This window comes from Allocoleopsis franciscana PCC 7113, assembly GCF_000317515.1.
Classification (GTDB): Bacteria; Cyanobacteriota; Cyanobacteriia; order Cyanobacteriales; family Coleofasciculaceae; genus Allocoleopsis; species Allocoleopsis franciscana.
Window position 1 is genome coordinate 3517841 of record NC_019738.1, and the last position, 24581, is coordinate 3542421.

The following is a 24581-nucleotide window of genomic DNA, read 5'->3' on the forward strand; positions in this document are numbered from 1 at the left end:
AACTCAATCCAAGCAAAAAGCACGTTGCTTACAAGCTTGTCAGCCATCCAATCAAGCCGTGTCCGGTGAGGGCTTCGAGAGCTAAGAGTGAAACAAAGCCAATCATAGCCAGACGCCCATTGAGTTTCTCGGCATAGTCGGTAAAGCCAGTACGCTGCGTTTCATCCACATAGACTTTGGGTTCGATGGCAAAGTTATTTAGGGCTTGCTGAATAAGTCGGCGAAAAACAACCGATGGATTAATCAGTTATTTAATCCTGGAATAATAATGAGCTTTTGTTGTTGTTAATTCCCACAAGCATAAGCCGAATTAATAGTTATCGAGAAAAAAGGCGTGATGTTGTGTATTGCACAAAAAAAGACAAAAAAACTGCCGTAGCAGGGTGGAAAGATTCATGACTAAAAAAGTGATAGCAATAGCCGTTTGAGAAGTATGAGGCAGTTTAGCCATGACGCGATTCAAGCTAAATCTTCGCTTTGAGATGCCAAATTTTCCTTCAATAGCATTGCGAACCTTCTCGTCGTCTAAGGCTTGTTTCTTTTTGTCTGAGCTGACATTAGCTGGAGGTCTGCCTAAGGGGGGGCCACTTATTCTAATCCCTCTTTCTTTACAGAATGCTCGATTCTCGCGATTTCGATAAATTCTATCTACATGTACTGATTCGGGATAGACTCCTGTGTGCTGTTTAAATGCTTCTATTTGGGCTTTTAAGTCTCCGGCTTCATTAAAGTTATCCCAGCTTATACGGTCTAAAAAGACATATCCATCTCTGACGCTTGCTGCTAGTTTAGCTCCAAATTCTACAGGTTTTCCGGCTTTTCCTCTCACAATTGGACGGATATGGGGCTGACTTAAACTGACTATTCTGTCGTCAATTCTCTGGGCTTTATTCTCATACATCCATTGCTGTTGACGGTAAACTTCCGCCACCACCAGCAAGCTCTTATATTGAGAGATGCTCAAACCCTCAAGTGCTTCTCCTGTCTGAAGGAGCTGGTCAATGTGTGATAAATTTCTTTTTATATATTTCAGTTGTTTTTTTATAGCTTTTCTTCTCTCTTTTCTTGACGATCTCCGTTTTTTGGCGACTTTCAAGTAATCTTTCCGAGCGAGGTTTCTATAAGTTTTTGGCTTTTTCTTTAGTCTCCCTTTTAGGGGCTTATAGAGAGTATCTATTATCTTTTCCGTTTTGACTCTGGCTTGATTTAATAGACCCAAGTCATTGGGATAGCTGATATCTCCTGGCGCACAGGTAGCATCCAGAATTAATTTCCCTTGATTCGGGCTTTCTCTTGTTTCTTGCCTTTCTGAGAGTGAGCTTTTTTTTTAGATTCCTCCTCTGTTTCTTCCTGAATCTTCTTTACCATTCTTTGATTTATTTGATTTACTAAATCAACATTTATCCTTTCTCTAAATCTTACCAAAAGTGAGGCATCATAAGGGGCTTCGTTGCTGTAATGCTTTCTCCCTATAAAGTATTGTAAGTAAGGGTTTTCTTTTATTTGTTCTACTGTTTCCCGATCGCTTATTCCTAATCTTTCTTTGATTATTAATGAACCCAATGCCATCCGAAATGGCAGCGCAGGTGCCCCCATATCAATAGAAAAAATTTTGGCGTATTCCTCTTCAAATTCATCCCAGGGTATCAGATTTGCCATGATTACCCAACGGTTATCTTGTGATAACTTTCCCTCAAAGGGCAGCTCAAAGTTTTCCGGTGGGGTCGGGCTTGAGGAAGCTTTTCTGTACATTTTCCCTGCTCTTGGTACAAGGATTTTGTGGGATTCTACCAGATTTCCTGGGAGCTGAACAACTTTCAAGACCGCTCAAACTATTTATAGCTAAGGGTTTCCGGTTTTTACAGCAAACCCTATTTAGTCGGCTTTGCTCGTCAATGGTGTAACCGCGTGAGGTCATGTCTTTCTCCTTGTTTCCGTCTCATGTAAATAAATGTAACTCAATGTAAATATTTATTGCAATAGCTTGACGGGGGTGAGTGAGTCGTAAAAACCGTACCTATTCCCAGTTAATTACTACAGGATGAACAGGTGGGGAGAAAAGTTGCTCAATCAGTGATATAGTTGGCAACAGAATTCGGTTCTAACGGGGAGCAGCCGACGGTAATCGCGGCACTTTTGGGTGCATTCGGCGTGATGTGCTGCGTGGTGGTGGCGGCGAATTATGTCAGAAATTCCGTGACATTGCTAGTTGTCGGATTGTTGTTTGGCTATGTCACCAGTGCGGTTGTGAATCTCCTGCTGTATTTCAGCGTACCTGAGCAAATTCAAACCTATATTATCTGGACGTTTGGTAGCTTTGCTACAGTGACACAGCAGCAGATTCCGTTATTCGGGGCGATGGTACTAGTGGGAATTGCGATCGCTTTGAGCAGTAGTAAAGCGCTGAATCTCTTGCTGTTGGGGGAAACTCAAGCTCTCACATTGGGACTGAAACTCTCGCAGATGCGCGTCGTTATCATTGTCAATGTCTCCATCTTGGCTGGCACAGTAACGGCATTTTGTGGACCGATTGCCTTTCTCGGAATTGCCGTTCCCCATTTGGGACGTGCTTTGTTAAAAACGACCGATCATCGATTACTGATACCTACTGTTATGGTACTGGGGGCTAACCTGGCAATAGCCGGGGATTTAGTCGCTCAACTGCCGGGACAGCAAACAACCTTACCCTTAAATACCGTCACCGCACTCTTAGGGGTACCGATTGTCCTGGGCGTTATTTTGCGAAAATAGTGGAGTGGTTTTGGTCGTCCAAAGAATGCGCGAGCATGTGGGGAAAAATGATGGCTGAGCCGAGCGAAAGCATTATGCGATTAAAATTGGCATGGGTGAAAGGGCAAGACTATGTACAAGGGTTCAATAGGCTTGTGATGATTTAACGACCAAGTTGAGCCGCCGCAGATAAGCTTCAATACTCACCAATAACCTCTTGACGGTCGGCTCCAACAACTTGTTAGCTGACTGTCACGTATACCACGTACCTGATTCTGCTACCAGTGTTCTACTATCAATTCATCCACATAATCAAAATCAGTATCATCCGTCACCAATACCCAACCCTGTTCTAAACACTGAGCAGCAATCCATACATCGTTCATTGGAATTGGTCGCCCCTTGCGCTTCAATGCCAACCGGGTTTGAGCATACATTGTTGCTGTTTCTCTCCCTCATGGCACAACTCTACAAGCTGCTATGAACTCCAGATAGCGGGGCAAGTTTTGTAACGGACGAGTTGAGTTTTCTGCACCAAATAACAACTCTCCGACAACAATCATTGGCAGAATTACTTCTGGTAAAGCCAATACCCTTTCAGTAATTGTCACATCTCCGTTCACAAAACGAACCGCAGCAGAGGTATCAAGCGCAATCTCACCACTCATTCAAATCTACCTGCCGACATTCTGCCGTGATTGTTCGCTGTAGCTCTTCTGCCTCTGAATCACTTAAGATTCCTGCAAATTTTGCAAGGGGATGTTTTTTGCGTATAGCTTTAACCCGATGTAAAAAATCTAGCACTGTCTGTACTAAATCATCGGGAGCCTGTTCGAGTTCCTGAATCAATTGCTCACGGTTTGTCATGTGTTCGAGGTTCTCGGCAAAGTGAGGTATCTAGCCCTAGTATACCTAAACACTAATTCACATCCTGAGCGTTAGATACCCACAGATAACCTTGCAGTGCTGCGGGCGCTAGCGCCGAGTTCTGTAAATATGAATTAAGATCTGCTTTCGCCACTTTTGACCAATCTTTGTAATCGGGGCTTTGGTTCTTGGTCGTCCAAGGAATGCGATCGCTTGTTGGGGAAAAATTCTGGCCCAACCGAGCGAAAGCATTATGCCAGCAGAATTGGCATGGCTGAAAGGGCAAGAATATGTACCCGATTAAATAGGCTTATGATGATTTAACGACCAAGAAGCGACTCATCCCCTTGGCGAATCGCTCGTCCGTAAGCAAGTACCTCCTCAAAGGCGGGTTCATCTTTGAAAGAGCCTGTAATTTGTTGCAGCCAATTTGTCGGCTGAGGAGCCGCAACTTGCTTCTGCAACTGGGCGATCGCGGCTTCTACTGCTGCAAGTCGTTCCTCCAAAGAAATATTGGTTGTCATTTCCTTCTCCCCTAGCGAGTGCTACTTTGAATTAGCCGATGTTAGCCCAACTAACAATTTATTGTACAGACCTTAACTGTAGAGCTGCCCGTTACTGAATCTTGAAGCTGCACGTTTGCAACAAACTCATCCTTCGAGCATTGGGCGGTGTAGGACAGGATCAACTCTGCGGATTGCAGCATATCAAGCAGGAATTGAAGATCCCGTTGCATAAATCACCTGGGCTGAAGAAAGGATTTCGTGACGGCGTAAGTAGTTGCGACTGGTTTCAATCCCTTGACGGGTAATCAAGTCAATGTCTCGATCAAAAACGGTTTTAAGTTCTGCTTCCATGTGGTCTAGGGTACGGAAAGTGGGGTGAGCGTCTGGGTGAAATTGCACCATCACATCAATATCGCTGTCGGGGCGAAAGTCATCGCGCAGGACAGAGCCAAATAGAGCAAATTCTGTCACTTGCCATTTGTGACAAAACTCAGCAATTTTCTCCATTGGTAATTCGATCGCCCTAATTGTCATGTCAGTTCTACCCCCAAGGCTTCTAGCTGTTCGTTAATCCAAGTTGTTGCCGTTGCTTCATCAGTTTCGTTGGCGTAGCCTCTCTGCAAGAGAATCGCCCATTCTACTCCTGTTTTAGCAATTTCTAGCAGTTGTTTTGACGGCTCCCGCGCTTTTCGAGATTCCCTCACTTTTTCTGCAATTTTCTGACGAGTAGTTTCATTGGGCAATGTGATTGGAATATTCAGCAAGTCCTCGAACGCTGCCAGAGGATGTTAAAAGATCGAGGTTCTTCATGAGTCAGTATGCTAAATCAATAGCTAAATAAGTCAATAAGGATGAATAAATGCGAAAGAAAGTCAACCAAGTGGTTGTCGGTATTGACAAAGAAGGTCATATCCTATTAACTATAAACCGTCAAAACAGGGATTGAACGCATAGATAGTGAGATGGCCACAAAAAAGAGAATAAAGCTGCTGACAGAACTCTTGAATATAAAAGGAATAAAAGTAATTTCACATCGTCAACATGAAGGGATTGGAATAATTTTACAGGTGGAATTAATTGGCAAAGAAAGTAATTGCCCTCGTTGTGGAGCAAAAAGTCGTAGATTACACCAAAATCATCGACACATCGAAATTAATTGGTATTTTACCAGGAAGGACACAAGAAGAAGTGAGAGAGGTGCTGATGTCATGGGGAAGCGAGGCGTTAGAGCAAATAGAAGAAGTCAGTATAGATTTGTGGAAGGGGTACAGAAATGTTGTGATAGAACTTATGCCAAAGGCTCAGGTTGTGGCCGACCTATTTCATGTAATGGCACAAATAAATAAGGAGTTAGATGCACAAAGGAAGCGAGAAAAAAGACAAGTAGAAGATTTAATAAAAACCGCAAAATGCCGGGAAGAAAAAGCAGAACATTCGCCAGTATTAGAGGGATTAAAGAAAAGTAAATATGTCTTGCTCAAGAACGAATCCGACCTAAGTGAACAGCAAAAAGTTAAACTGATTCAAGTCAAGAATGTATCTCTTACTCTCAAGAGAATGCATGAATTAAAAGAGCAAATTCGCCAAATTTTCACTCAGACCCAGCATTGGTTAGCCGGATTATTTCACTTGGGAGGATGGCTGAAGCAAGCGAAAAGCTATTTTCCTGATAGCCAGAAGACTATCATCCGTTGGTTGGATGAGATCATTGCTTACTTTGATAACAGAACGACTAGCGGTGTTGTGGAGGGGATTAACAACAAACTTAAGTTGATTAAGCGCTCGGCTTATGGGTTTCGGAACTTTGACAATTATCGAATTAGATGTTTGCTTAACTGGCATTTCATTTGTTAGTTTAGCATACTACATCCTGAAGAACCAAAAAAACAGGTGGTCTTAGTTGTTGATCAAGCAGGTTGGCAAAAAGCGCGAACAAGTAGAAATTCCCGAAGGTATACATTTGGAGTTTTTGCCGTCTCACTCTCCAGAATTACAACCCGCCGAACGTTTGTGGACACTCACGAATGAACCGATTGCTAATCGGAGTTTTGAAACTTTGGATGAAGTAGAAGAGGTGCTAATTCAACGTTGTCGCCAAATCGTTGACCAGCCTGAATTTGTACGTGGTTTAACCAATTTTTGCTGGTGGTCTGAACTAGCCGCTTAATTATGGGTGATTTGCCGGACATCATATCAATACCTGGTCACGTCCTTCTTCTTTTTCTTAGTGGGCGGCATCTTTGCCATGATTATTCGGGGGGAGCTGATTACCCCAGAAGCTGATCTGCTCGATCGCGCCGTGTACAACGCCATGTTCACAATGCACGGCACGGTGATGCTGTTTCTGTGGACGTTCCCTTCCCTGGTAGGGCTATCCAACTATCTGGTGCCCCTGATGATTGGGGCAAAAGATATGGCATTTCCGCGCCTGAATGCGGCGGCATTCTGGATGGTGCCTGTGTTTGGGGTGATTTTGATGGCAAGTTTCTTCGTTCCTGGGGGACCCTCCCAATCGGGCTGGTGGGCGTATCCTCCAGTCAGTCTCCAGAATCCAACGGGGAATCTGATCAACGGACAGGTGCTGTGGATTCTGGCGGTGGCGATCTCTGGCATATCCTCCATCATGGGAGCCGTGAATTTTGTCACGACGATCGTGCGGATGCGGGCACCGGGCATGACCTGGTTTCGGATGCCCGTGTTTGTCTGGACGGTTTTTGCCGCCCAGATCATTCAACTCTTCGGCTTGCCGGCTCTGACTGCCGGAGCCGTCATGTTGCTGTTCGATCTGACCATCGGCACCAGCTTTTTTGATCCTGCTAAAGGTGGCGATCCGGTGTTGTTTCAACACTTCTTCTGGTTCTACTCCCATCCCGCTGTGTATGTGATCATCCTGCCGATTTTTGGCATTTTCTCGGAAATCTTCCCGGTCTACGCCCGCAAACCGCTGTTTGGCTACAAGGTCGTCGCCATCTCGTCCCTGATCATCACGGGCTTGAGCGGCATTGTCTGGGTGCATCACATGTTTGCCAGTGGTACTCCAGGCTGGATGCGGATGGTGTTTATGGCAACAACGATGTTGATTTCCGTGCCCACGGGCATCAAGGTCTTTGCCTGGGTTGCCACCATTTGGGGCGGTAAGCTGCGTCTGAATACGCCCATGTTATTTGCCCTGGGTGGATTGGTGATGTTTGTCTTTGCAGGGGTGACAGGCATCATGCTGGCATCGGTTCCCTTTGACATTCACGTTAACAATACCTATTTTGTTGTCGGTCATTTTCACTACGTGATTTACGGTGCGGTGGTGATGGGGATGTATGCAGCGCTGTATCACTGGTTTCCCAAAATGACGGGACGGATGTATTCGGAAGGATTGGGCAAGTTGCATTTTGTGTTGACCTTTATTGGCACGAATCTCAACTTCTTCCCCATGCATCCCCTGGGCTTGCAGGGAATGCCCCGCCGAGTTGCCTCCTACGATCCGGAATTCGCCTTCTGGAATGTAGTTGCCAGTTTAGGGGCGTTCCTGTTGGGGATGTCCACCTTGCCCTTTATTCTGAACATGATTGGATCCTGGGTGCAGGGTGAAGCGGCTCCTAAAAATCCCTGGCGGGCGATCGGGCTGGAATGGCTGGTCTCCTCGCCACCCACCGTTGAAAACTTTGAGGAACTGCCAGTTGTGGTGGCAGAACCCTACGGCTACGGCAAGACTGAACCACTGGTTGCCAATCCGGATCGGTTGGAGGTCGCCCATGAATCCCATTGAAGTCGATCCTTCTTTAAACGCAAAGGCTCCCACGGCTCCCACGACCGATCTACACGTCAGCGCACAACACCACCATGACGAAGCAGGCAACAGTATGTTTGGCTTCATCGTGTTTCTGCTGTCGGAAAGTGTGATTTTCCTCAGCTTTTTCACCGGATATGTCGTCTACAAAACCAATGCTCTGGACTGGTTGCCGCCCGGTGTGACAGGGCTGGAAACCCATGAACCTGCTATCAACACCGTTGTCCTGGTATCCAGTAGTTTTGTGATCTACATTGCCGAACGGTTCTTGCATGTCAAAAATCTCTGGGGATTCCGGTTGTTCTGGCTGTTGACGATGGCAATGGGCAGCTATTTTCTCTATGGACAGGCGGTGGAATGGCGCAGTCTGTCCTTTGGCTTTACCGATGGCGTATTTGGTGGCACCTTTTACCTGCTCACTGGATTTCACGGACTGCATGTGCTGACTGGGATTTTATTGCAGGCGATTATGCTTGTGCGATCGCTCATCCCTGGTAATTACGATCGCGGTGAGTTTGGCGTAGCCGCCACCTCCCTGTTCTGGCACTTCGTCGATGTCATCTGGATTATTTTGTTCGTGCTCATCTACGTGTGGCAGTGAGGTGATCTCATGATTATCGATGACCAAATTTATGATCTGATCATTGTCGGCACAGGTGCGGGTGGAGGAACTCTCGCCTATAAACTGGCTGCTTCTGGCAAGAAAATTTTGATTCTGGAGCGGGGTAATTTCATGCCCTTAGAAGAACAGAATCGCAGTAATGTGGATATCTTCAAGCGCGAACGCTACCACGCTCCTGAACAATGGTATGACAGTGCTGGAGAACCGTTTTCACCCCAGATGAATTATGCGATCGGCGGTAATACCAAAATCTATGGAGCCGTGCTGACGCGATTCCGTGAACAGGATTTTGAGACGGTAAACCATCAGTCAGGCGTTTCTCCGGAGTGGGGAGTCAAGTACGCAGACTTTGAACCCTATTACACAGCAGCCGAGCAGCTTTACCAGGTGCATGGTCAGGTGGGTGCTGACCCCACCGAGCCACCCCACAGCCAGCACTATCCCTTCCCTGCCGTCTCCCATGAGCCGCAGATTGAGTCCATTGTAGAAGGGCTAACCCAGCAAGGTTTACACCCTGCTCCACTGCCTCTGGGATTAACGCGGCAAACCGATGATCCCACCAATGATTCTGAAGTGAGTGGCATTGTCCCTGCGTTGAAACATCCGAATGTGAATCTGAAAACAGGTGCTAAGGTTGTTTGCCTGCATACCAATCCATCGGGGCGGGTCGTGAAGGGCGTAGAAGCCGAGATCGCTGGACAATGCTACTTGTTTCTGGCGGATCTGGTGGTGCTATCCTGTGGAGCGGTTAACTCGGCGGCGCTGCTGTTGCGATCAAGCAGCGATCGCCACCCCAATGGGTTAGCCAATAGTTCCGGTCTGGTCGGTCGCAATCTGATGAAAAGCTTGATGACGGTTGTAGTGCAACTGAGTACCAAACCTAATTCTGGTGCGTTTCCCAAAACCGTTTGCGTCAATGATTTTTATGGGGGCGATCGCGATTTTCCGTATCCAATGGGACACATTCAAAACGCGGGGGGGCTACTCACCGATATCATCTTTGCGGAAGCGCCACCGATGTTCTCGGTTCTGGCAAAATTCATGCCCGGTTTTGGACTGAAGCAATTAGCCACCCACTCGATCGGCTGGTGGGCACAAACGGAAGATTTACCCAATCCTGATCACCGAGTTCGGGTCGAAGGGGACAAACTGTATATCGACTACACCCCCAATAACGTGGAAGCGCATGATCGCCTGATTTATCCCACATTCCGCCCTTTGACTGTCACAAGTAGATAATTTAGTGGAGGCAATCGAGGCAAACGCAACGTAAGTGGAGTTAAAGATAGCCTAGCCAGCTTTTTGGCCGAAACAGGATAATTGAACGGGAGTGGAAGGGCTAAGTCTTGGGGAGGGGGTGTGAAAGCAGCAGAAATGCAGGTAATGAACCTCGACCACTTGGGTCTGGTGGCAGGTATTATTGACGAAATCGGGCTGGTGGAACAAATAGACCTGCGGTTGGGGCAAGACAGCCGAGAAAAAGTCAGTGCAGGTCTTGTGGTCAAAGCAATGATTCTCAACGGACTGGGCTTTGTGTCAGCCCCACTGTACTTATTTAGTCGATTTTTTGAAGGGAAAGCTACAGAACACCTGATTGGAACCGGAGTCAAGCCAGAACATCTCAATGATGACCGCCTGGGACGAGTGCTTGATGAACTGTTCCTGGCAGGACTAACCCGTTGCTTCGTCAGCATTGCCATGAAAGCTATCGCCAAGTTTGGAGTGAGTATTGAGACAGCGCACTTAGACTCGACCTCATTTCATCTGCATGGCGAGTATGAAACAGCCAATGACGAAGTGGTAGTCACTCAAAAGACAGAAGATGGCACAAGAGTAGAAATTGAGGTAGCGCCGAAAGCGATTCACCTAACGTATGGATATTCTCGTGACCATAGAAGTGACCTCAAACAATTCGTGATGAATCTGATATGTGGTGGAGAGGGTGGTATACCGTTATTTTTAGAGATGGCAGATGGCAATCAAGACGACAAGACAAAGTTTGCCCATCTGTTTGAGGAGTTTCAGAAACAGTGGACTTTTGAGGGAATACACATAGCAGATAGTGCTTTGTACACTGCCGACAACCTCAAGCGGATGAAGCAGTTGAAATATCACACCCTAGAAGCAGTAGAAATCATTGAGCAAGACCATTACTCCCAACCGGGAAGACCAGCAAAGCAAACTCGACCCACTCACAAAACCTATCACATTCAAGCCACATTGGTAGTCAATGAAACTGTCCTAGAACAACAAAGACAGCAAGCGGGACGATTCATTCTCGCCACCAATGTCCTAGACAAGGAACAATTGAATAATGATGCAGTCCTGAGTGAGTACAAAGAGCAGCAGAGTACGGAACGGGGCTTTAGCTTTCTCAAAGACCCTCTGTTTTTTGCTGATAGTGTTTTCCTGAAAGACCCAGGTCGCATTGCTGCTGTAGGGATGGTTATGGGATTGTGTCTGTTGGTCTACAACTTGGGACAGGCAGCTTTACGTCAAGCCTTAGTTCAAGCTGATGAAAGCCTCCCTAATCAATTAAAAAAGCCGACTCAGCGTCCCACCCTCCGCTGGATATTTCAGTGTTTCCAAGCGGTGCATTTGTTAGTGATTGATGGGGTTGAGCAAATTGCCAATCTTACCGATGAACGCTTAAAGATTTTGCGCTTTTTCTCTCAAGCTTGCCGGGACTACTATCTATTGTGCTGAGTTCTTCAAGTCATTGAAATACTTCAACAATTATTTCAGCAAAGTGATGCGTAGACGAGCTTTTTAGTTAACGCATCAGGCTTTTCCTGATAGGAAACAGTTCACTTTATGTTGCCAGTTACTTGACTTTTTATTGCTACTTGCTGCTTTTTGAGAACAAGCACCCGAAAAAAGTTAGCATCTCTCATCTCTAGAACGTTTCACTCGATTGAACTGGCCTGTGTTAGCCTTCAGTTCCACACAATTATCCGCTTGTGACAGTCAAAGGGCGGAATGTGGGTTCACCCCCGTGAAATTTATGATTTACGAAGGGAATCAAGCCGCAGCGATCGCAACCCCGATATTGAAGACAACCAACTGAGTTTCCGAGATGCCGATACACTCAATTTTGGACTGGCATACGAAACGCCCGGAGGACTCTATACGGGTATAATTCTGCGCCACCTCAGTAGTTACTTCGTCAACAACACCAACACTGAATCCTTACCGGGATACACCACCGTCGATTTCAAACTTCGCATCCCCCTGGGCAGGACTGTGGTATTCAACAGCAACTTGGATAATTTATTTGACGAACAATATGAGCAATATCCGGGTTATCCTGCCGTGGGACGCAGTTTTCGCCTTGGTATTAGTGCGACATTTTAAGAATTTCGGTTCTTCATGAGTCAGTATGCTAAATCAATAGCTAAATAAGTCAATAAAGATGAATAAATGCGAAAGAAAGTCAACCAAGTGGTTGTCAGTATTGACAAAGAAGGTCATATCCTATTAACTATAAACCGTCAAAACAGGGATTGAACGCATAGATATAGCAATCCTAAATCATTTGTGAAAACTCAGACTCATCGATATGCTTAAATAAGCCATAGCAGGAGGAGGCGTTGTTGAGCAATGGAAGAGTTGATGGATTTCATTCAAGGAAACCCAGACTCCAGGGAACTAAAACGAGCGCTGGCTGTGCAGATGGTAATGCAAAACTACACTCATGCTCAGATTGGAGAGATTTTGCGCGTGTCTGTAGGATTTGTCAATAAGTGGAAATATGCGTTTTTGTCACAGGGCATTGTCGGATTGAGACTTAAGCATCAAGGGTCGAGAGGTTATCTTAATGATGTGCAAAAACAAACAGTTATTAGCTGGCTCAAACAAAAGAATTACTGGCATTTAGACGAACTAAAGGAACACGTCGAAGATAGTTTTGGCGTGGTGTATGAATCAAACCAGAGCTACTACAAACTGTTTAAACAGGCAGATATCAGTTGGAAAAAGACGCAGAAGAAGAATCCTAAAAAAGACCCTGACTTAGTAGCGAAAAAAAACTTGAAATAACGGAATGGCTAGATACTAATCAACGTGAGATTGTGTCTGGGGAACTCGTTGTGTTTTTTGAGGATGAATGCCATCTGTTATGGGGGGACATCTGTGGTTATGTCTGGGGTAATACAAAAGAACGAATTGAAGTTCCCGTAATCAACGAGCGGCAAAGACAGACGTATTTTGGTGCGCTTAACTATTACACACAGGAATTTTGGGTTAAGCCTTATAAACAGGGGAATTCACAGAGCGCGATTGCCTTCGTGCAATACTTACTCAGGCAGTATCCTCAAAGCCGTATTGCCTTGAGAGAGGGATGGAGCCAGCTATCATCGTTCGGTTGAATTTAGAGCGTACTTAGATTCCGTAAATCAAGGACTTGATGAGAACGAATGGAAAGTTACTTGTATTCAGTTTGCTCCCAATGACCCAGAACAAAATCCTGTGGAAGACATTTGGCTGTATGCCAAAAGATTTGTGAGAGAGTTTTACCACTTATGTAAATCCTTCGCGGCAGTCAAGAGATTATTTGAACTCATTACTCATCATCAAGTCTTCGATTTTCCGAAAATCTTTATGTATAACTCATGTTCACGAATCATTTAGGATTGCTATAAATGCCCAGTTTGCAGTTGATGATGCAATGGCATTGTCGTTTCCAGATGCCAGTTTTGATGTGGTGTGGTCAATCGAAGCAGGCCCACACATGCCGGATAAAGCTATTTTTGCAAGAGAATTAATGCGGGTGCTAAAGCCTGGTGGAGTATTGGTTGTAGCTGACTGGAATCAAAGGGATGACCGCCAGAAGCCGCTAAATTTTTGGGAGAAACCAGTAATGCGACAACTGCTAGATCAGTGGTCTCATCCAGCTTTTTCTAGCATAGAGGGATTCTCCGAACTTTTGGCAGCTACAGGATTAGTGGAAGGGGAGGTAATTACGACTGATTGGACGCAAGAAACCCTTCCTTCTTGGTTAGATTCGATTTGGCAAGGAGTGGTTCGCCCAAGCGGATTTCTACGTTTTGGACTGTCTGGTTTTATCAAATCTGTGCGCGAAGTGCCAACGTTTTTGCTGATGCGTTTGGCGTTTAGTGCAGGACTGTGCCGATTTGGAATGTTTCGCGCTGTGCGGGCGAACAAGAGTACAGACTTGCTGGACAGAAACTTTGTTCAGGAAAATCCCTCCAGCTTGGTTAGGTAGCGATCGCAGCTAGTTTATAAATATCTGGATTTTAACGCTGGCAACACTGCATGATATTTGCGGTTAAAACTTCTTTCTTGTGATTGCAAAATTAATCAACAAACAACGTACTTTATATGCATAAAATTCCCGTCACAGTCATTACAGGATTTCTTGGCGCAGGCAAAACCACGTTAATTCGCCATTTACTGCAAAACAATGAAGGACGACGTATTGCTGTTTTTGTCAATGAATTTGGAGAAATTGGAATTGATGGGGAACTTTTGCGTGACTGCCGTGTCTGTGAAGATGAAGAAGACCCCAACAGCAACATTGTTGAACTTACCAACGGCTGCTTATGCTGCACTGTGCAAGAGGAATTCTTACCAGCAATGCAAGAATTGCTTCAGCGGCGCGATCGCCTTGACTGTATGTTGATTGAAACCTCTGGACTCGCACTCCCAAAACCATTGGTGCAAGCATTTCGCTGGCCTGAAATTCGCACAGGCGCTACAGTGGACGGCGTCATCACTGTGGTGGATTGTGAAGCCTTGGCAAGCAATCAATTTGTGGGTGATTTAGAAGCACTCTTAGCACAGCGACAAGCCGACTCTAGCCTAGAACACGAAACACCGATTGAGGAACTGTTTGAAGATCAGCTCGCTTGTGCTGACTTAGTGTTGCTGACTAAATGCGATCGCGTTGACGAACAAACGCAAGTGAGGGTGCAGGATTGGCTCAGGCAGAACTTATCCCCTGGCGTAAAAGTCATTTCTTGTCAGGACGGTAAAATTAGTGGCGATTTGTTACTCGGTTTCAACGCTGCGGTAGAAGACAATTTAGATAGTCGTCCCAGTCACCACGATACTGAAGCCGAACACGAACATGATGACGACATTAATGCAGTGCAACTACTACTAGACCAGGCATTTGAGCCGTCTGTCTTGGTTAAACGTTTGCAAACATTAGTGCAACAGCAAGAAATTTATCGAATTAAGGGATTTGTAGCAGTTCCGAACAAAGCCATGCGTTTGGTATTACAGGGTGTGGGTAATCGATTTGACTACTTTTATGACCGGACTTGGCAACCCAACGAAACCCGTCAAACAAAATTAGTGTTAATTGGTCGGGAACTTGATCGAGTTGGCATTGAGTCATTATTGCTAAAGCTAGATTAACAGCCTATTTGAGTGAGTGGATTTTGCAAACCAAAGAAATCACACAAATTCTTCAAGCAGTTGATAGCTATAATCCGCAAAAAGACATTATTTTGTTTACAAATATTAACTCCGGTGTTGAAGTTAATATTTTGCAAAATCTTGTCATTTCTCCACTTGAATGCTATAAGTGTGTTTGTCGAAGATGGGAAGAATTTCTCCTCTATTTGTGATGAATTATACAGTTGGTGCATGACGATAAAACCTATCTAGACAGTCAATTTATTCCTAGGAGGAATGAGTGAAAAAATTACTCGTAGCTTTGACTTCTAAACCCACAGCTTTAATTTCTGTAGCTTCCTTGTTAATGACTGGTAAAATTAGCACCGCTAATCAACCAGTAAATCCGCAACCTGTAAACCGTACAGACGCGACTATTACTCCAGTATCAGCAGAAAGCCAAAAAGCTTGTGTAAAACATCCAAAACTAGGTAAATTTTTCTGCGCTAATGCTCAACAATTGTCTCAGTTGAAGAAGGGCGCACCAGAAATTGATGCTACTGACGTGAATAACGAGGATGCTTTGCTTGGGGTTACAGATGAGGAAAGCGATGCTGCTGTAAGTATGTTTGGTTGTGATTGCGTTGCATCGATAAATTGCTTGCGCCGTTTGCGGAATAGCCTTCCGTAAAATTGATTTTCCTTAGTTTTTTACAGTGATAAAAATTGGGAAGCAGGGAAGTAATTTTTCTCTCTTTCCTCTCCCAATTTATGAGTAAATATACTTACTTAAATCAGGCTTTACTGAATGAAATAACTAAAATTTGTCTCCTAAATTACTTTTGAAAATACCTCAAATTTTATGAATCGCCGTAATTTTATTGTTTTATTTGGTGTGAGTTGGTTTGTAAGTTACTTCTCTGTAGTATTCACAAATACCACCTATGCGATACAACCTAAAACCAAACCCAAACTTAAACAATCGTCTACATCTGAAAATTGGTTTGATGTAGGGACGGTAGAGGAGTTAGATAAAACGGGTCAAATGTTAAAAGAAAAATCGCCTTTTGGTTCTATTCTGGTGATTGGTACTTCTAAAAGTGAAAACCTGATAGCTGTTAATCCCACCTGCACTCATCTGGGTTGTACGGTGGAATGGCTGAGTGATGAAAAAATATTTTTATGTCCTTGTCACGCTTCAGAATTTGGAGGCGATGGTAAAGTGCAAAATGGCCCAGCCACAAAACCACTCTCAACTTACGTGACCAAAATAGAGGGGGATTCGGTTATGGTGAAACGCGCTTAGTTTGTAACTTTCAAAAGATAATATAAAAGTAAACAAGAAAGAAAAATTTGGCGAACTTATAAGGAGCACGCTTGCGCGATACTCCGTAGGAGTGGCGTAGCGATCGCTGTCCCTCGATTATACGCACTCTTGAGTTGGGTGTTTTAGCGCTAGCCAGAAAAGCCAATGATTGAGGGGTTAGCAGCACCAGATACCGTTTCAGCACCTCGCACAAGATTGGGACTTCAGGGGGCGACAAGCGCCCCCAAAGCCAAATGCCTTCATAGTTTTACCTGTTTTGCCGCCTTCAGGGGGTGACAATCGGCTCAAAAGATTGGTAGAGATTAGTTTTCATCCACTTGAGTTCTCAAAAAATCTTAGCTTATTGACAAGTTTATTGAGAATAGACTGGGGAGCCGACCTGTTCTCGATAATGATAATCATTGGGGGAGGGAGAGGGTGGGCGAGGTGTACCTCGCCCACCCTCTTGACGGTTTTTCATCATCTTTCGGCTCAATTACAAGAGATTTGATAGCAGCTCTGTGAGCTGATAAAGACAGAAACAGGACTTACGCAACTGTCATATGCGATCGCCTACCAAACTTAAGCTAAGGTCATGGTAAGTACCGGACGTTTGAGTTGCTCAATTAGGTAATTGGAGAGTAAGCCGTGCTTGAGCTGATAAACAGTTTGACCTGTAGAGTAAGCCAGTTGCTTTAGTCGTGTCCAGACGAGCATGGCACAGTTAATATGATTTCTCTGGATACGAGCGTTGCGGCACTGGCAAGATTCAATGACAGTCAATTGTTTGATTTCTCTGTGAAACTCCTCAATTTTCCAACGAATATCACACACCTCTTGTACAATATCCGTAGAATCTTGAGTTAAGTCATTAGTGGCGACAAATTCCGTGCAAGTCGGTAGAGACAGTTACCCGGAATAGCTTCACTTTTTTGTCTTTCGGAAAAGTTTTTATTTTAATAATTTTACCCTGTTCAAGCTCGCTTAGACTCCAGTTGAGAGACTCAATGCGTTTATACTCTTCCCTGCCTCCTGTATCGTCAACTAGGCGGTTTTTCTTTAAAGGACAGTAGTAATACTTGCCCAAGTTATCAATATATTGCATTAAGCTCTTGGTCGCATACCAACTATCCATCAAGACTGTGTGGAAAGGCAGCCCTTTAGAGTAGATCAGGCTTTGCAGCATGTCTAACACATGCTCTAGCTTACTTTTTCCATCTCCGTCTGGCTCGTAAATTCGCTCACTACCACAGGTCTTCGGTTTCGAGCTGCTTTTCTAGTCCTTGAGCCGTTTTGCCCAATAGTCTCAACAGGAATTTCTCTGGCAGTCTTTTTCTGGCTTTTGAGTATCCCCCTGTGTCAGCAGCAGGAATGGCTTCTCCAGCCGCCGCTAGCCAAGCAATCACCCGACTAACTGCATTTTGTAGGCTTTTGTCTGTATCCAACACTTGAGATAGGAACGCCCATAAGGTGACGATGGGGTTGAACAGGCGGCTACGATACTTTACCTTTTCGGCTTCTAAAGCTTCCCTGATACTATCTTCTGGCAATATCTCCCCAAATGGTAGTCCTACACTGTTAGCAAACTTCTGCTTGAGAATTTCAACGCGATTGGGCATAGTAGAGGCACTGATAAGTCAATCTCCTAGGTGGTGAGTTACTCAAACCCAGCCTGGGAGACTTTTTTACCACGTTTAGGTGATTGTGCGATCGCTGCTTAAGTCAGTGCCATTCCTCTTAAGAGAGTACTTGAGAAGTTCAAGATGCGAGCGTTTCCCCAAATATAAGGAGGCAACCTCATAAGCTGCGGCGCATCTAAATTGAATATGAAAATTTTTGAAAGGGGTGTGGGGTGTAGGGTGTGGGGTGTGAAGGTATACAAATTAAATGCGTAACAGCTTATAGAGACGGAAAAACCCATTGAGAACTGCTACGACATCATTTTCGCTATCCGGTAAAGAATCTTTACGACTGGAGAAAGGGGGGCTATTAGAGCAAATTTGGTATGAAGTGTTACCCAATGCTAAGTCATAACAGGCTGTGAAGAAATTTAGTGGCTTTGTCAATTTACAATTGTAAACTCCTAAGATAGGTGTAGAAGGCTGAAAGCTTGTATTGAAGAGACTTAAGCAATACAACTGTTGCAAAAATAGCCAGCCTCTAAGGAGCTTAAAATTTAATGATCGATTCTTACAAATGACGCAATTTAGTGTTGATTAATCTTATTCAGTAATCAGCAAAAAAGAGTTTAAATTGCTGTAGTTGAGTGTTAATTAATATGTCTTCCCCACCTCTTCAAAACAAACAACGTTCGGCAGATGATAGCGTTGCATCCCCGTCCAGATCACCTTCTGCCAAGGGTCATGCCAGTGGCGATAGCGAAGCGCTGCTGCGTTCGCCCTTGGCGTTGCCGAAGGCTAGCGCAGATCGCCGCTTTAAAGCATTGGATATGACCATGAAGCGGAATCAGTACAAACCAGATGCCTTAATTGAAGTGCTGCATAAGGCACAGGAAGCCTTTGGCTATCTGGAAGAAGATGTCCTGGTCTACATCGCTAAGGGACTCAAACTGCCGTTGAGTCGAGTATACGGAGTTGCAACGTTCTACCACCTGTTTTCTCTCAAACCCAGTGGTGCTCATACCTGCGTCGTTTGCTTGGGAACAGCGTGCTACGTCAAAGGTGGCAACAAAGTGATGGAAACATTGGAAAAAGAACTGGGGATCGAGAGGGGCAAGACAACTCCAGATGGCAACGTTTCACTAGTAGGCGCTCGCTGTTTGGGAGCCTGTGGGATTGCTCCGGCAGTTGTCTTCGATGGCACTGTGGCAGGGAAACTGGAGCCGGAAACTGCACTGGAGCGTATTCGTACCTGGGAAACCTGACCTAAAGCCCCAATATCCTAGCCTCTTGGAATTGGAAGAATAACCTAACGCAGGTAAGCCGTAACGGAGAGGAGATAGGTTCAGTATGAATTTAACCGAATTATTAGAAGTTGCTGAGCAGGAACGATCGCACCAAAAGAGCATTCGTATCCACTGCTGTACATCGACGGGATGCCGTGCGGCTAATTCTCTGGATGTGCAAGCCAATATGCAAAGCGCAGTGAAAGAACACGGATTAAGCGATCGCGTTGAAGTTATTGGCGTAGGTTGCATGGGGTTCTGCGGACGAGGCCCCCTAGTAGAAGTTGATCCCAATAACTTGCTCTACGAAGAAGTTAAGCCAGAAGAAGCTGCCAGTATCATTGATGCTCTTAATGGCGGGACTGCCAAACCCATCCAAGGCGATACCCAGCATCCTTTTTTTGCTCGACAAATGCGGATTGTGCGGGAACACAGCGGCAAAATTGATCCAGAACGGATTGAGGAATATATTGCTGTTGGCGGTTATCAGTCCTTGTATAAAGCACTCTATGACATGACCCCTGCCCAAGTTGTAGAGGAAATCACGAAGAGTGGTTTGCGGGGACGGGGTGGTGGTGGCTATCCCACAGGGCTGAAGTGGGCAACGGTGGCCAAAGTATCGGCAGATCAGAAATATGTTATCTGCAATGGTGACGAAGGCGACCCCGGTGCATTTATGGATCGCAGCGTTTTGGAGAGCGATCCCCATTTAGTCTTAGAAGGCATGGCGATCGCTGGTTATGCCGTTGGCGCAAATCATGGATATATCTACGTTCGAGCGGAATATCCTCTCGCCATTCAACGCCTGCAAAAGGCAATTCAACAAGCCAAGAAGTACAATCTCCTCGGCACACAAATTTTTGACTCTCCCTTCGATTTCAAAGTTGATATTCGCATTGGTGCGGGAGCATTTGTCTGCGGTGAGGAAACAGCCCTGATCCAATCGATTGAAGGCGGACGAGGTAATCCACGTCCTCGCCCCCCCTACCCAGCTCAAAAAGGCTTGTGGGGCTGTCCAACATTAATTAACAACGTAGAAAGCTTTGCCAATATTGCTCCTATCATTCGTGAGGGAGCAGATTGGTATGCCAGTATCGGCACTGAAAAAAGTAAAGGAACCAAGATTTTTGCCCTGACTGGGAAGATTCGTAACAACGGATTGATTGAAGTCCCGATGGGAATCACTCTGCGAGAAATTGTGGAAGAAATGGGCGGCTGCGTTCCCGATGGAGTCGTCAAGACGGTACAAACAGGCGGCCCCTCCGGTGGTTGTATTCCTGCCGCGTTGCTGGATACTCCAGTTGACTATGATTCGCTCATGGCGGTTGGTTCCATGATGGGATCGGGCGGGATGGTGGTGATGGATCAAGACACCAGCATGGTGGAAGTTGCTCAGTTCTACATGGAATTCTGCCGGGATGAATCGTGTGGCAAATGCATTCCATGCCGTGCGGGAACGGTTCAGCTTTATGAGCTGTTGAATAAGATCGCGAACCGTCAGGCGACGCAGAAAGACTTGGAGCAGCTAGAAGCCCTCTGCTACATGGTTAAGGAAATGAGCCTCTGTGGGTTAGGTCAAACGGCTCCAAATCCGGTACTCAGCACGTTGAAATACTTCAAGCAGGAGTATTTAGAGTTGCTGCAATCTCCAGTCGAACACAACGGCAAAGTCACCGTTTCGCAATCTTCGTGAGGTTTGTATGTCTGTCAAAACGCTCAAAATTGATGGAATTGATGTAGCGATCGAAGAGGGCGCAAGCATCCTGCAAGCGGCAAGAGAGGCTGGAGTCACGATTCCTACGCTATGTCACCTTGATGGTGTCACAGATATCGGCGCTTGCCGTCTGTGCATGGTAGAAATTGCTGGAACACCTAGGCTGTTTCCTGCATGTGTCACTCAGGTGGCTGAGGGGATGGACATTTCTACCAACACGCCCAAGCTGCAAGAATACCGCCGCATGGTTGTTGAGTTGCTGTTTGCTGAAGGAAACCATGTCTGCGCCTTTTGCGTGGCGAATGGTAATTGCGAGTTGCAAGATGTCGCTATTGAAGTTGGAATGGATCATTCTCGCTTCCCGTATCGTTACCCCGATCGCAAAGTCGATAATTCGCATCAGCGATTTAGTATTGACCACAACCGTTGCATTCTCTGTACTCGTTGCGTGCGCGTCTGCGATGAGATTGAGGGAGCGCATGTTTGGGATGTGGCACAACGGGGCGAGAATTGCTACATCGTGTCTGGATTGAATCAGCCTTGGGGTGCAGTGGATGCTTGTACCTCCTGCGGTAAGTGTGTCGATGCCTGTCCTACGGGAGCAATTTTCCGTAAAGGCGAAACGACTGGAGAGAAAGAACGCGATCGCAACAAGCTGGAATTTTTGGTAAGGGCGCGGGAGAAGAGAGAATGGACAAGATAAGATTTGCCACCGTTTGGTTAGCAGGCTGTTCCGGTTGCCATATGTCGTTTTTGGATTTAGACGAGTGGTTGATTGAACTCGCTAGGCAGGTGGATGTGGTATACAGTCCCGTTGGCTCAGATCTGAAGGACTATCCCGAAAACGTCGATATTTGTCTGGTTGAGGGAGGCGTTGCCAACGAAGACAATCTGGAACTGATCCACCAAGTCCGACAACGCACCAAAATCCTAATTTCATTTGGGGATTGTGCCGTGACAGCCAACATTCCTGCTATGCGAAATATGTTGGGGACTGCTGAACCCGTCCTCAAACGCGCTTACATGGAATTGGCAGATACCGGACGGCAACTGCCTCATGAGCCAGGAATTGTACCGGAATTGCTCGATCGCGTATTGCCCGTGCATCAGGTTGTTCCAGTTGATATCTATATGCCGGGATGTCCGCCATCGGCTGAGCGAATTCAAGCAACGCTTGAACCTCTCCTCAAAGGGGAAAAACCCCACATGGAAGGGCGAGACATGATTAAGTTTGGATAATTGGTCATTAGTCATTAGTCATTGGTTATTAGTTGCGGGTTACTGGCTAATTGAAAACAGACAGGTCATGTGACAAATGACAGCTAATGAGAAGAGAGAGGCGCTATGAAGACTGTTGTCATCGATCCTGTTACACGCATTGAGGGACACGCTAAAATCTCAATCTTTCTAGACGACGCGGGTGAAGTCTCAGATGCTCGGTTTCATGTCGTAGAATATCGGGGATTTGAAAAGTTTTGTGAAGGCAGACCTTTCACAGATATGGCAGGCATTACTGCCCGGATTTGCGGCATTTGTCCGGTGAGTCACTTGCTAGCATCCTCGAAGACTGGGGACAAAATTCTGGCAGTAAAAATTCCGCCTGCGGCAGAGAAATTGCGGCGATTGATGAATCTGGCACAGATTACTCAATCTCATGCACTTTCATTCTTTCACCTCAGTAGTCCGGATTTCTTGCTGGGTTGGGATAGCGATCCGGCAAAACGGAATGTGTTTGGGTTAATTGAAGCGAATCCCGATCTGGCACGAGCTGGAATTCGGCTACGGCAATTTGGACAAAATATAATCGAACTGTTGGGCGCACGCAAGATTCACTCGGCTTGGACGGTGCCGGGAGGGGTGCGATCGCCGCTTTCGGAAGAAGGCAGACAGTGGATTTGCGATCGCTTGCCCGAATCATTGGCAACCGTCAATCTGGCTTTGGGGCTATTCAAAGGTATGATTGATGGTCAACTCAAAGATGAAGTTAATATCTTTGGTGAATTCCCTTCGCTGTTTATGGGACTCGTTGGCAAGGATGGCGAATGGGAACATTATGGTGGACATCTCCGCTTTAGTGATAGTCAAGGCAATATTATTGCTGACAACTTGAGCGAAGATAACTATCAGGATTTCTTAGGGGAAGCCGTTGAGCACTGGTCATATCTAAAATTCCCGTACTACAAACCATTAGGTTATCCTGATGGTATTTATCGAGTGGGGCCACTGGCTCGACTGAATGTGTGTAATCACATTGGTTCAGAAGCTGCCGATCGGGAGTTAAGAGAATTTCGCGATCGCGCTGGTGGAGTTCCCACATCTTCATTCCTTTACCACTATGCTCGATTGATTGAAATCCTGGCATGTTTGGAGAAAATCCAAACTCTCATGGACGATCCAGATATTTTATCCAATCGAATTCGCGCTCAGGGTGGAGTGAATCAACTGGAAGCGATCGGAGTCAGCGAAGCACCACGCGGTACCCTGTTCCATCATTACAAAGTGGATGAAAATGGCTTAATTGAGAAGGTCAATCTCATCATTGCCACTGGACAAAATAACCTGGCAATGAACAAAACCGTTGCTCAAATCGCTAAGCAATATATTCATGGGGATGGCAACGGCCATGCAATTCCCGAAGGCTTTCTAAACCGTGTTGAAGCAGGAATTCGCTGCTACGATCCGTGTTTATCATGCTCTACCCATGCAGCAGGACAAATGCCTTTACACGTTCAACTAGTTGCACCCGATGGAACGATAGTGAACGAGATTTATCGGGACTGAAGATGAGATTCCCGGCTTCTTTAGAGAAGTCGGGAATCTAAACCGCTGAGTAAGCAAAGGAGGTAATCCTTGAAGATTACTGATAACAAAAAAATTAGCTATCTGATCATTGGCTATGGCAACACAATTCGGGGTGATGATGGAGCGGGTTATCAGATTGCCGAATCCATTGCTCAGTGGAATTTGGATCATGTGCGATCGCTGGCGGTGCATCAACTGACGCCAGACTTAGCTGAAGCGATCGCACAGGCTAAAACCGTCATTTTTGTAGATGCGGTGGCTACATTATCAGAGGTCAAAATCGAACAACTCAGACCGAATTATGCCGCCAGCTTTACGGGACATTATGCCGATCCGCGATCGCTGCTTGCTTTAACCCGTGCCCTGTATAAAGCTATTCCTACTGCTTACCGGATTTTGATTCCAGCCGTTAATTTTTCCTTTGGTGAAACCCTTTCTCCCGTCACCCGAAAGAGTGTTGACTTGGCTTTAGTCAAGATAAAAAAACTGGTTTCTCAACAGAACAGCACAATGAGGACTGCTTATGAGAAAACCCTGTGAAAACTGAATCTCAACTAACTCAAAAGGAGAGTTATATGAAAACTTCCGATCGCTTATCCCATTCCATCTCTTTAGAGCAACGCATTCATGACGCAATCGCAGAAGCTCACGCAATCTCCGCTCGATATGCTTCAGAATCTCCTGAATGTGGTGCTGCCTGGGACATTGTGGAAGAGTTGCAAGCAGAAGCGGCTCATCAAAAGATAGCATGCTTAGGCAAAACAGGATTCACAGATTACTGCGAGGAATTTCCAGATGCGCTGGAAGCCAGAGTGTACGACACGTAGATTAATTATCCACAAAGGAAAATCAACATGAATGTTACGTTTTTACAACAGTTTCATTTCAGATCTCCCCCAGCCCCCCTTAACAAGGGGCGAGAAAACTCTTAAAGTCCCCCTTTTTAAGGGGGATTTAGGGGGATCTTCCATGTCTTGCATTCTTT

The 24581-nt window shown here is 45.6% G+C and carries 23 protein-coding genes and 7 pseudogenes; 21 read left to right on the forward strand and 9 right to left on the reverse strand.

All coding sequences use genetic code 11. The features are described 5' to 3' along the window. Nucleotides 1–28: 28 nt before the first annotated feature. On the reverse strand, nucleotides 29–247 hold the full coding sequence (locus MIC7113_RS14650) for a Chlorophyll A-B binding protein (RefSeq protein ID WP_015182955.1): 219 nt from the start codon (nucleotides 245–247) through the stop codon (nucleotides 29–31). Nucleotides 248–310: 63 nt separating this feature from the next. Next, nucleotides 311–1752 (reverse strand): IS5 family transposase gene (locus tag MIC7113_RS35420; RefSeq protein ID WP_390463838.1). Its coding sequence is split into 2 segments (ribosomal slippage): nucleotides 311–1318 and nucleotides 1321–1752, totalling 1440 coding nucleotides; the frame shifts between segments, so codons are not numbered across the junction. 330 nt (nucleotides 1753–2082) lie between these two features. On the opposite strand from MIC7113_RS35420, the gene MIC7113_RS14665 reads away from it, so the two are divergent. After that, nucleotides 2083–2751, forward strand: coding sequence for an iron chelate uptake ABC transporter family permease subunit (locus MIC7113_RS14665; RefSeq protein ID WP_051055694.1), 669 nt, complete (start codon nucleotides 2083–2085; stop codon nucleotides 2749–2751). A gap of 257 nt (nucleotides 2752–3008) precedes the next feature. Here MIC7113_RS14665 and MIC7113_RS39000 read toward each other — a convergent pair. Beyond that, nucleotides 3009–3398 (reverse strand): annotated as a pseudogene (locus MIC7113_RS39000) (PIN domain-containing protein). Beyond that, the gene (locus MIC7113_RS14675; protein ID WP_015182957.1) at nucleotides 3388–3597 is read right to left on the reverse strand and encodes a hypothetical protein; all 210 of its coding nucleotides are present in this window, start codon (nucleotides 3595–3597) and stop codon (nucleotides 3388–3390) included. Before MIC7113_RS14675 ends, MIC7113_RS39000 begins: the two are co-directional and overlap by 11 nt. Before the next feature lie 181 nt (nucleotides 3598–3778). On the opposite strand from MIC7113_RS14675, the gene MIC7113_RS38650 reads away from it, so the two are divergent. Continuing rightward, nucleotides 3779–3901, forward strand: a complete 123-nt coding sequence (locus tag MIC7113_RS38650) for a hypothetical protein (protein ID WP_256374812.1) — start codon at nucleotides 3779–3781, stop codon at nucleotides 3899–3901. Nucleotides 3902–3917: 16 nt separating this feature from the next. Here MIC7113_RS38650 and MIC7113_RS14680 read toward each other — a convergent pair whose 3' ends face one another. The 3 genes from MIC7113_RS14680 to MIC7113_RS14690 form a co-directional block, all read right to left on the reverse strand. Then, nucleotides 3918–4121: a hypothetical protein gene (locus tag MIC7113_RS14680; RefSeq protein WP_015182958.1), complete on the reverse strand. Its 204-nt coding sequence runs from the start codon at nucleotides 4119–4121 to the stop codon at nucleotides 3918–3920. 183 nt (nucleotides 4122–4304) lie between these two features. Beyond that, nucleotides 4305–4637 (reverse strand): nucleotidyltransferase family protein, encoded by a 333-nt coding sequence (locus MIC7113_RS14685; RefSeq protein ID WP_015182959.1) that lies wholly within the window; start codon nucleotides 4635–4637, stop codon nucleotides 4305–4307. Further along, nucleotides 4634–4867: a hypothetical protein gene (locus tag MIC7113_RS14690; protein ID WP_015182960.1), complete on the reverse strand. Its 234-nt coding sequence runs from the start codon at nucleotides 4865–4867 to the stop codon at nucleotides 4634–4636. Before MIC7113_RS14690 ends, MIC7113_RS14685 begins: the two co-directional genes overlap by 4 nt. 198 nt (nucleotides 4868–5065) lie before the next feature. On the opposite strand from MIC7113_RS14690, the pseudogene MIC7113_RS34220 reads away from it, so the two are divergent. From MIC7113_RS34220 to MIC7113_RS14755, 12 genes and pseudogenes are all read left to right on the forward strand, one after another. After that, nucleotides 5066–5957: pseudogene (locus MIC7113_RS34220) on the forward strand (ISL3 family transposase). A 24-nt stretch (nucleotides 5958–5981) separates the two neighbouring features. Then, nucleotides 5982–6270: pseudogene (locus MIC7113_RS37655) on the forward strand (transposase); the annotation flags it as partial. Nucleotides 6271–6276: 6 nt separating this feature from the next. After that, nucleotides 6277–7866, forward strand: a complete 1590-nt coding sequence (ctaD, locus tag MIC7113_RS14705) for a cytochrome c oxidase subunit I (RefSeq protein ID WP_015182961.1) — start codon at nucleotides 6277–6279, stop codon at nucleotides 7864–7866. Then, nucleotides 7853–8488: a cytochrome c oxidase subunit 3 gene (locus MIC7113_RS14710; RefSeq protein WP_015182962.1), complete on the forward strand. Its 636-nt coding sequence runs from the start codon at nucleotides 7853–7855 to the stop codon at nucleotides 8486–8488. Before ctaD ends, MIC7113_RS14710 begins: the two co-directional genes overlap by 14 nt. Nucleotides 8489–8497: 9 nt before the next feature. Further along, a pseudogene (locus MIC7113_RS14715) lies at nucleotides 8498–9712 on the forward strand (GMC family oxidoreductase N-terminal domain-containing protein); the annotation flags it as partial. A 171-nt stretch (nucleotides 9713–9883) separates the two neighbouring features. After that, the gene (locus MIC7113_RS14720) at nucleotides 9884–11215 is read left to right on the forward strand and encodes an IS1634 family transposase (protein WP_015181194.1); all 1332 of its coding nucleotides are present in this window, start codon (nucleotides 9884–9886) and stop codon (nucleotides 11213–11215) included. A gap of 273 nt (nucleotides 11216–11488) precedes the next feature. Next, entirely contained in the window at nucleotides 11489–11863 is a 375-nt protein-coding gene (locus MIC7113_RS14725) for a TonB-dependent receptor domain-containing protein (RefSeq protein ID WP_041780067.1), read from the forward strand. A 246-nt stretch (nucleotides 11864–12109) separates the two neighbouring features. After that, nucleotides 12110–13138 (forward strand): annotated as a pseudogene (locus MIC7113_RS36420) (IS630 family transposase). Nucleotides 13139–13145: 7 nt separating this feature from the next. Further along, nucleotides 13146–13733 (forward strand): annotated as a pseudogene (locus MIC7113_RS14735) (methyltransferase domain-containing protein); the annotation flags it as partial. A 116-nt stretch (nucleotides 13734–13849) separates the two neighbouring features. Continuing rightward, nucleotides 13850–14890: a cobalamin biosynthesis protein CobW gene (gene cobW, locus MIC7113_RS14740; RefSeq protein WP_015182964.1), complete on the forward strand. Its 1041-nt coding sequence runs from the start codon at nucleotides 13850–13852 to the stop codon at nucleotides 14888–14890. Nucleotides 14891–15170: 280 nt separating this feature from the next. Then, entirely contained in the window at nucleotides 15171–15560 is a 390-nt protein-coding gene (locus MIC7113_RS14750; RefSeq protein ID WP_015182965.1) for a hypothetical protein, read from the forward strand. 171 nt (nucleotides 15561–15731) lie between these two features. After that, nucleotides 15732–16175, forward strand: coding sequence for a QcrA and Rieske domain-containing protein (locus MIC7113_RS14755; RefSeq protein ID WP_015182966.1), 444 nt, complete (start codon nucleotides 15732–15734; stop codon nucleotides 16173–16175). A gap of 582 nt (nucleotides 16176–16757) precedes the next feature. Here MIC7113_RS14755 and MIC7113_RS38120 read toward each other — a convergent pair. Together MIC7113_RS38120 and MIC7113_RS14765 are read right to left on the reverse strand one after the other, a co-directional pair. Continuing rightward, nucleotides 16758–17415, reverse strand: a pseudogene (locus tag MIC7113_RS38120) (transposase); the annotation flags it as partial. A 4-nt stretch (nucleotides 17416–17419) separates the two neighbouring features. Further along, nucleotides 17420–17794, reverse strand: coding sequence for a transposase domain-containing protein (locus MIC7113_RS14765; RefSeq protein WP_041780068.1), 375 nt, complete (start codon nucleotides 17792–17794; stop codon nucleotides 17420–17422). 659 nt (nucleotides 17795–18453) lie between these two features. On the opposite strand from MIC7113_RS14765, the gene hoxE reads away from it, so the two are divergent. The 7 genes from hoxE (at nucleotide 18454) to MIC7113_RS14800 (ending at nucleotide 24423) form a co-directional block, all read left to right on the forward strand. Continuing rightward, nucleotides 18454–19059: a bidirectional hydrogenase complex protein HoxE gene (hoxE, locus tag MIC7113_RS14770; RefSeq protein WP_015182968.1), complete on the forward strand. Its 606-nt coding sequence runs from the start codon at nucleotides 18454–18456 to the stop codon at nucleotides 19057–19059. Nucleotides 19060–19144: 85 nt separating this feature from the next. Then, the gene (locus MIC7113_RS14775; RefSeq protein ID WP_015182969.1) at nucleotides 19145–20773 is read left to right on the forward strand and encodes a NuoF family protein; all 1629 of its coding nucleotides are present in this window, start codon (nucleotides 19145–19147) and stop codon (nucleotides 20771–20773) included. A 7-nt stretch (nucleotides 20774–20780) separates the two neighbouring features. Beyond that, entirely contained in the window at nucleotides 20781–21497 is a 717-nt protein-coding gene (hoxU, locus tag MIC7113_RS14780) for a bidirectional hydrogenase complex protein HoxU (protein WP_015182970.1), read from the forward strand. Continuing rightward, nucleotides 21485–22033: an NADH-quinone oxidoreductase subunit B family protein gene (locus MIC7113_RS14785; protein WP_015182971.1), complete on the forward strand. Its 549-nt coding sequence runs from the start codon at nucleotides 21485–21487 to the stop codon at nucleotides 22031–22033. Before hoxU ends, MIC7113_RS14785 begins: the two co-directional genes overlap by 13 nt. A gap of 105 nt (nucleotides 22034–22138) precedes the next feature. Further along, nucleotides 22139–23575 carry a Ni/Fe hydrogenase subunit alpha gene (locus MIC7113_RS14790; RefSeq protein ID WP_015182972.1) on the forward strand — a complete coding sequence of 479 codons (1437 nt, stop codon included), beginning with the start codon at nucleotides 22139–22141 and terminating at the stop codon, nucleotides 23573–23575. Nucleotides 23576–23644: 69 nt separating this feature from the next. Further along, nucleotides 23645–24136, forward strand: a complete 492-nt coding sequence (locus MIC7113_RS14795) for a hydrogenase maturation protease (protein ID WP_015182973.1) — start codon at nucleotides 23645–23647, stop codon at nucleotides 24134–24136. Between the two features lie 35 nt (nucleotides 24137–24171). Further along, entirely contained in the window at nucleotides 24172–24423 is a 252-nt protein-coding gene (locus tag MIC7113_RS14800; RefSeq protein ID WP_015182974.1) for a Calvin cycle protein CP12, read from the forward strand. Nucleotides 24424–24581: the final 158 nt, after the last annotated feature.

What these genes read in the sequence shown, in the direction of transcription:
- MIC7113_RS14675 (WP_015182957.1), bottom strand. Translation starts at nt 3,597, where the DNA reads ATGACAAACCGTGAGCAATTGATTCAGGAACTCGAACAGGCTCCCGAT.
- MIC7113_RS14680 (WP_015182958.1), bottom strand. Translation starts at nt 4,121, where the DNA reads ATGACAACCAATATTTCTTTGGAGGAACGACTTGCAGCAGTAGAAGCC.
- MIC7113_RS14685 (WP_015182959.1), bottom strand. Translation starts at nt 4,637, where the DNA reads ATGACAATTAGGGCGATCGAATTACCAATGGAGAAAATTGCTGAGTTT.
- MIC7113_RS14710 (WP_015182962.1), top strand. Translation starts at nt 7,853, where the DNA reads ATGAATCCCATTGAAGTCGATCCTTCTTTAAACGCAAAGGCTCCCACG.
- MIC7113_RS14720 (WP_015181194.1), top strand. Translation starts at nt 9,884, where the DNA reads ATGCAGGTAATGAACCTCGACCACTTGGGTCTGGTGGCAGGTATTATT.
- MIC7113_RS14725 (WP_041780067.1), top strand. Translation starts at nt 11,489, where the DNA reads ATGTGGGTTCACCCCCGTGAAATTTATGATTTACGAAGGGAATCAAGC.
- cobW (WP_015182964.1), top strand. Translation starts at nt 13,850, where the DNA reads ATGCATAAAATTCCCGTCACAGTCATTACAGGATTTCTTGGCGCAGGC.
- MIC7113_RS14755 (WP_015182966.1), top strand. Translation starts at nt 15,732, where the DNA reads ATGAATCGCCGTAATTTTATTGTTTTATTTGGTGTGAGTTGGTTTGTA.
- MIC7113_RS14765 (WP_041780068.1), bottom strand. Translation starts at nt 17,794, where the DNA reads ATGCCCAATCGCGTTGAAATTCTCAAGCAGAAGTTTGCTAACAGTGTA.
- hoxE (WP_015182968.1), top strand. Translation starts at nt 18,454, where the DNA reads ATGTCTTCCCCACCTCTTCAAAACAAACAACGTTCGGCAGATGATAGC.
- MIC7113_RS14775 (WP_015182969.1), top strand. Translation starts at nt 19,145, where the DNA reads ATGAATTTAACCGAATTATTAGAAGTTGCTGAGCAGGAACGATCGCAC.
- hoxU (WP_015182970.1), top strand. Translation starts at nt 20,781, where the DNA reads ATGTCTGTCAAAACGCTCAAAATTGATGGAATTGATGTAGCGATCGAA.
- MIC7113_RS14785 (WP_015182971.1), top strand. Translation starts at nt 21,485, where the DNA reads ATGGACAAGATAAGATTTGCCACCGTTTGGTTAGCAGGCTGTTCCGGT.
- MIC7113_RS14790 (WP_015182972.1), top strand. Translation starts at nt 22,139, where the DNA reads ATGAAGACTGTTGTCATCGATCCTGTTACACGCATTGAGGGACACGCT.
- MIC7113_RS14800 (WP_015182974.1), top strand. Translation starts at nt 24,172, where the DNA reads ATGAAAACTTCCGATCGCTTATCCCATTCCATCTCTTTAGAGCAACGC.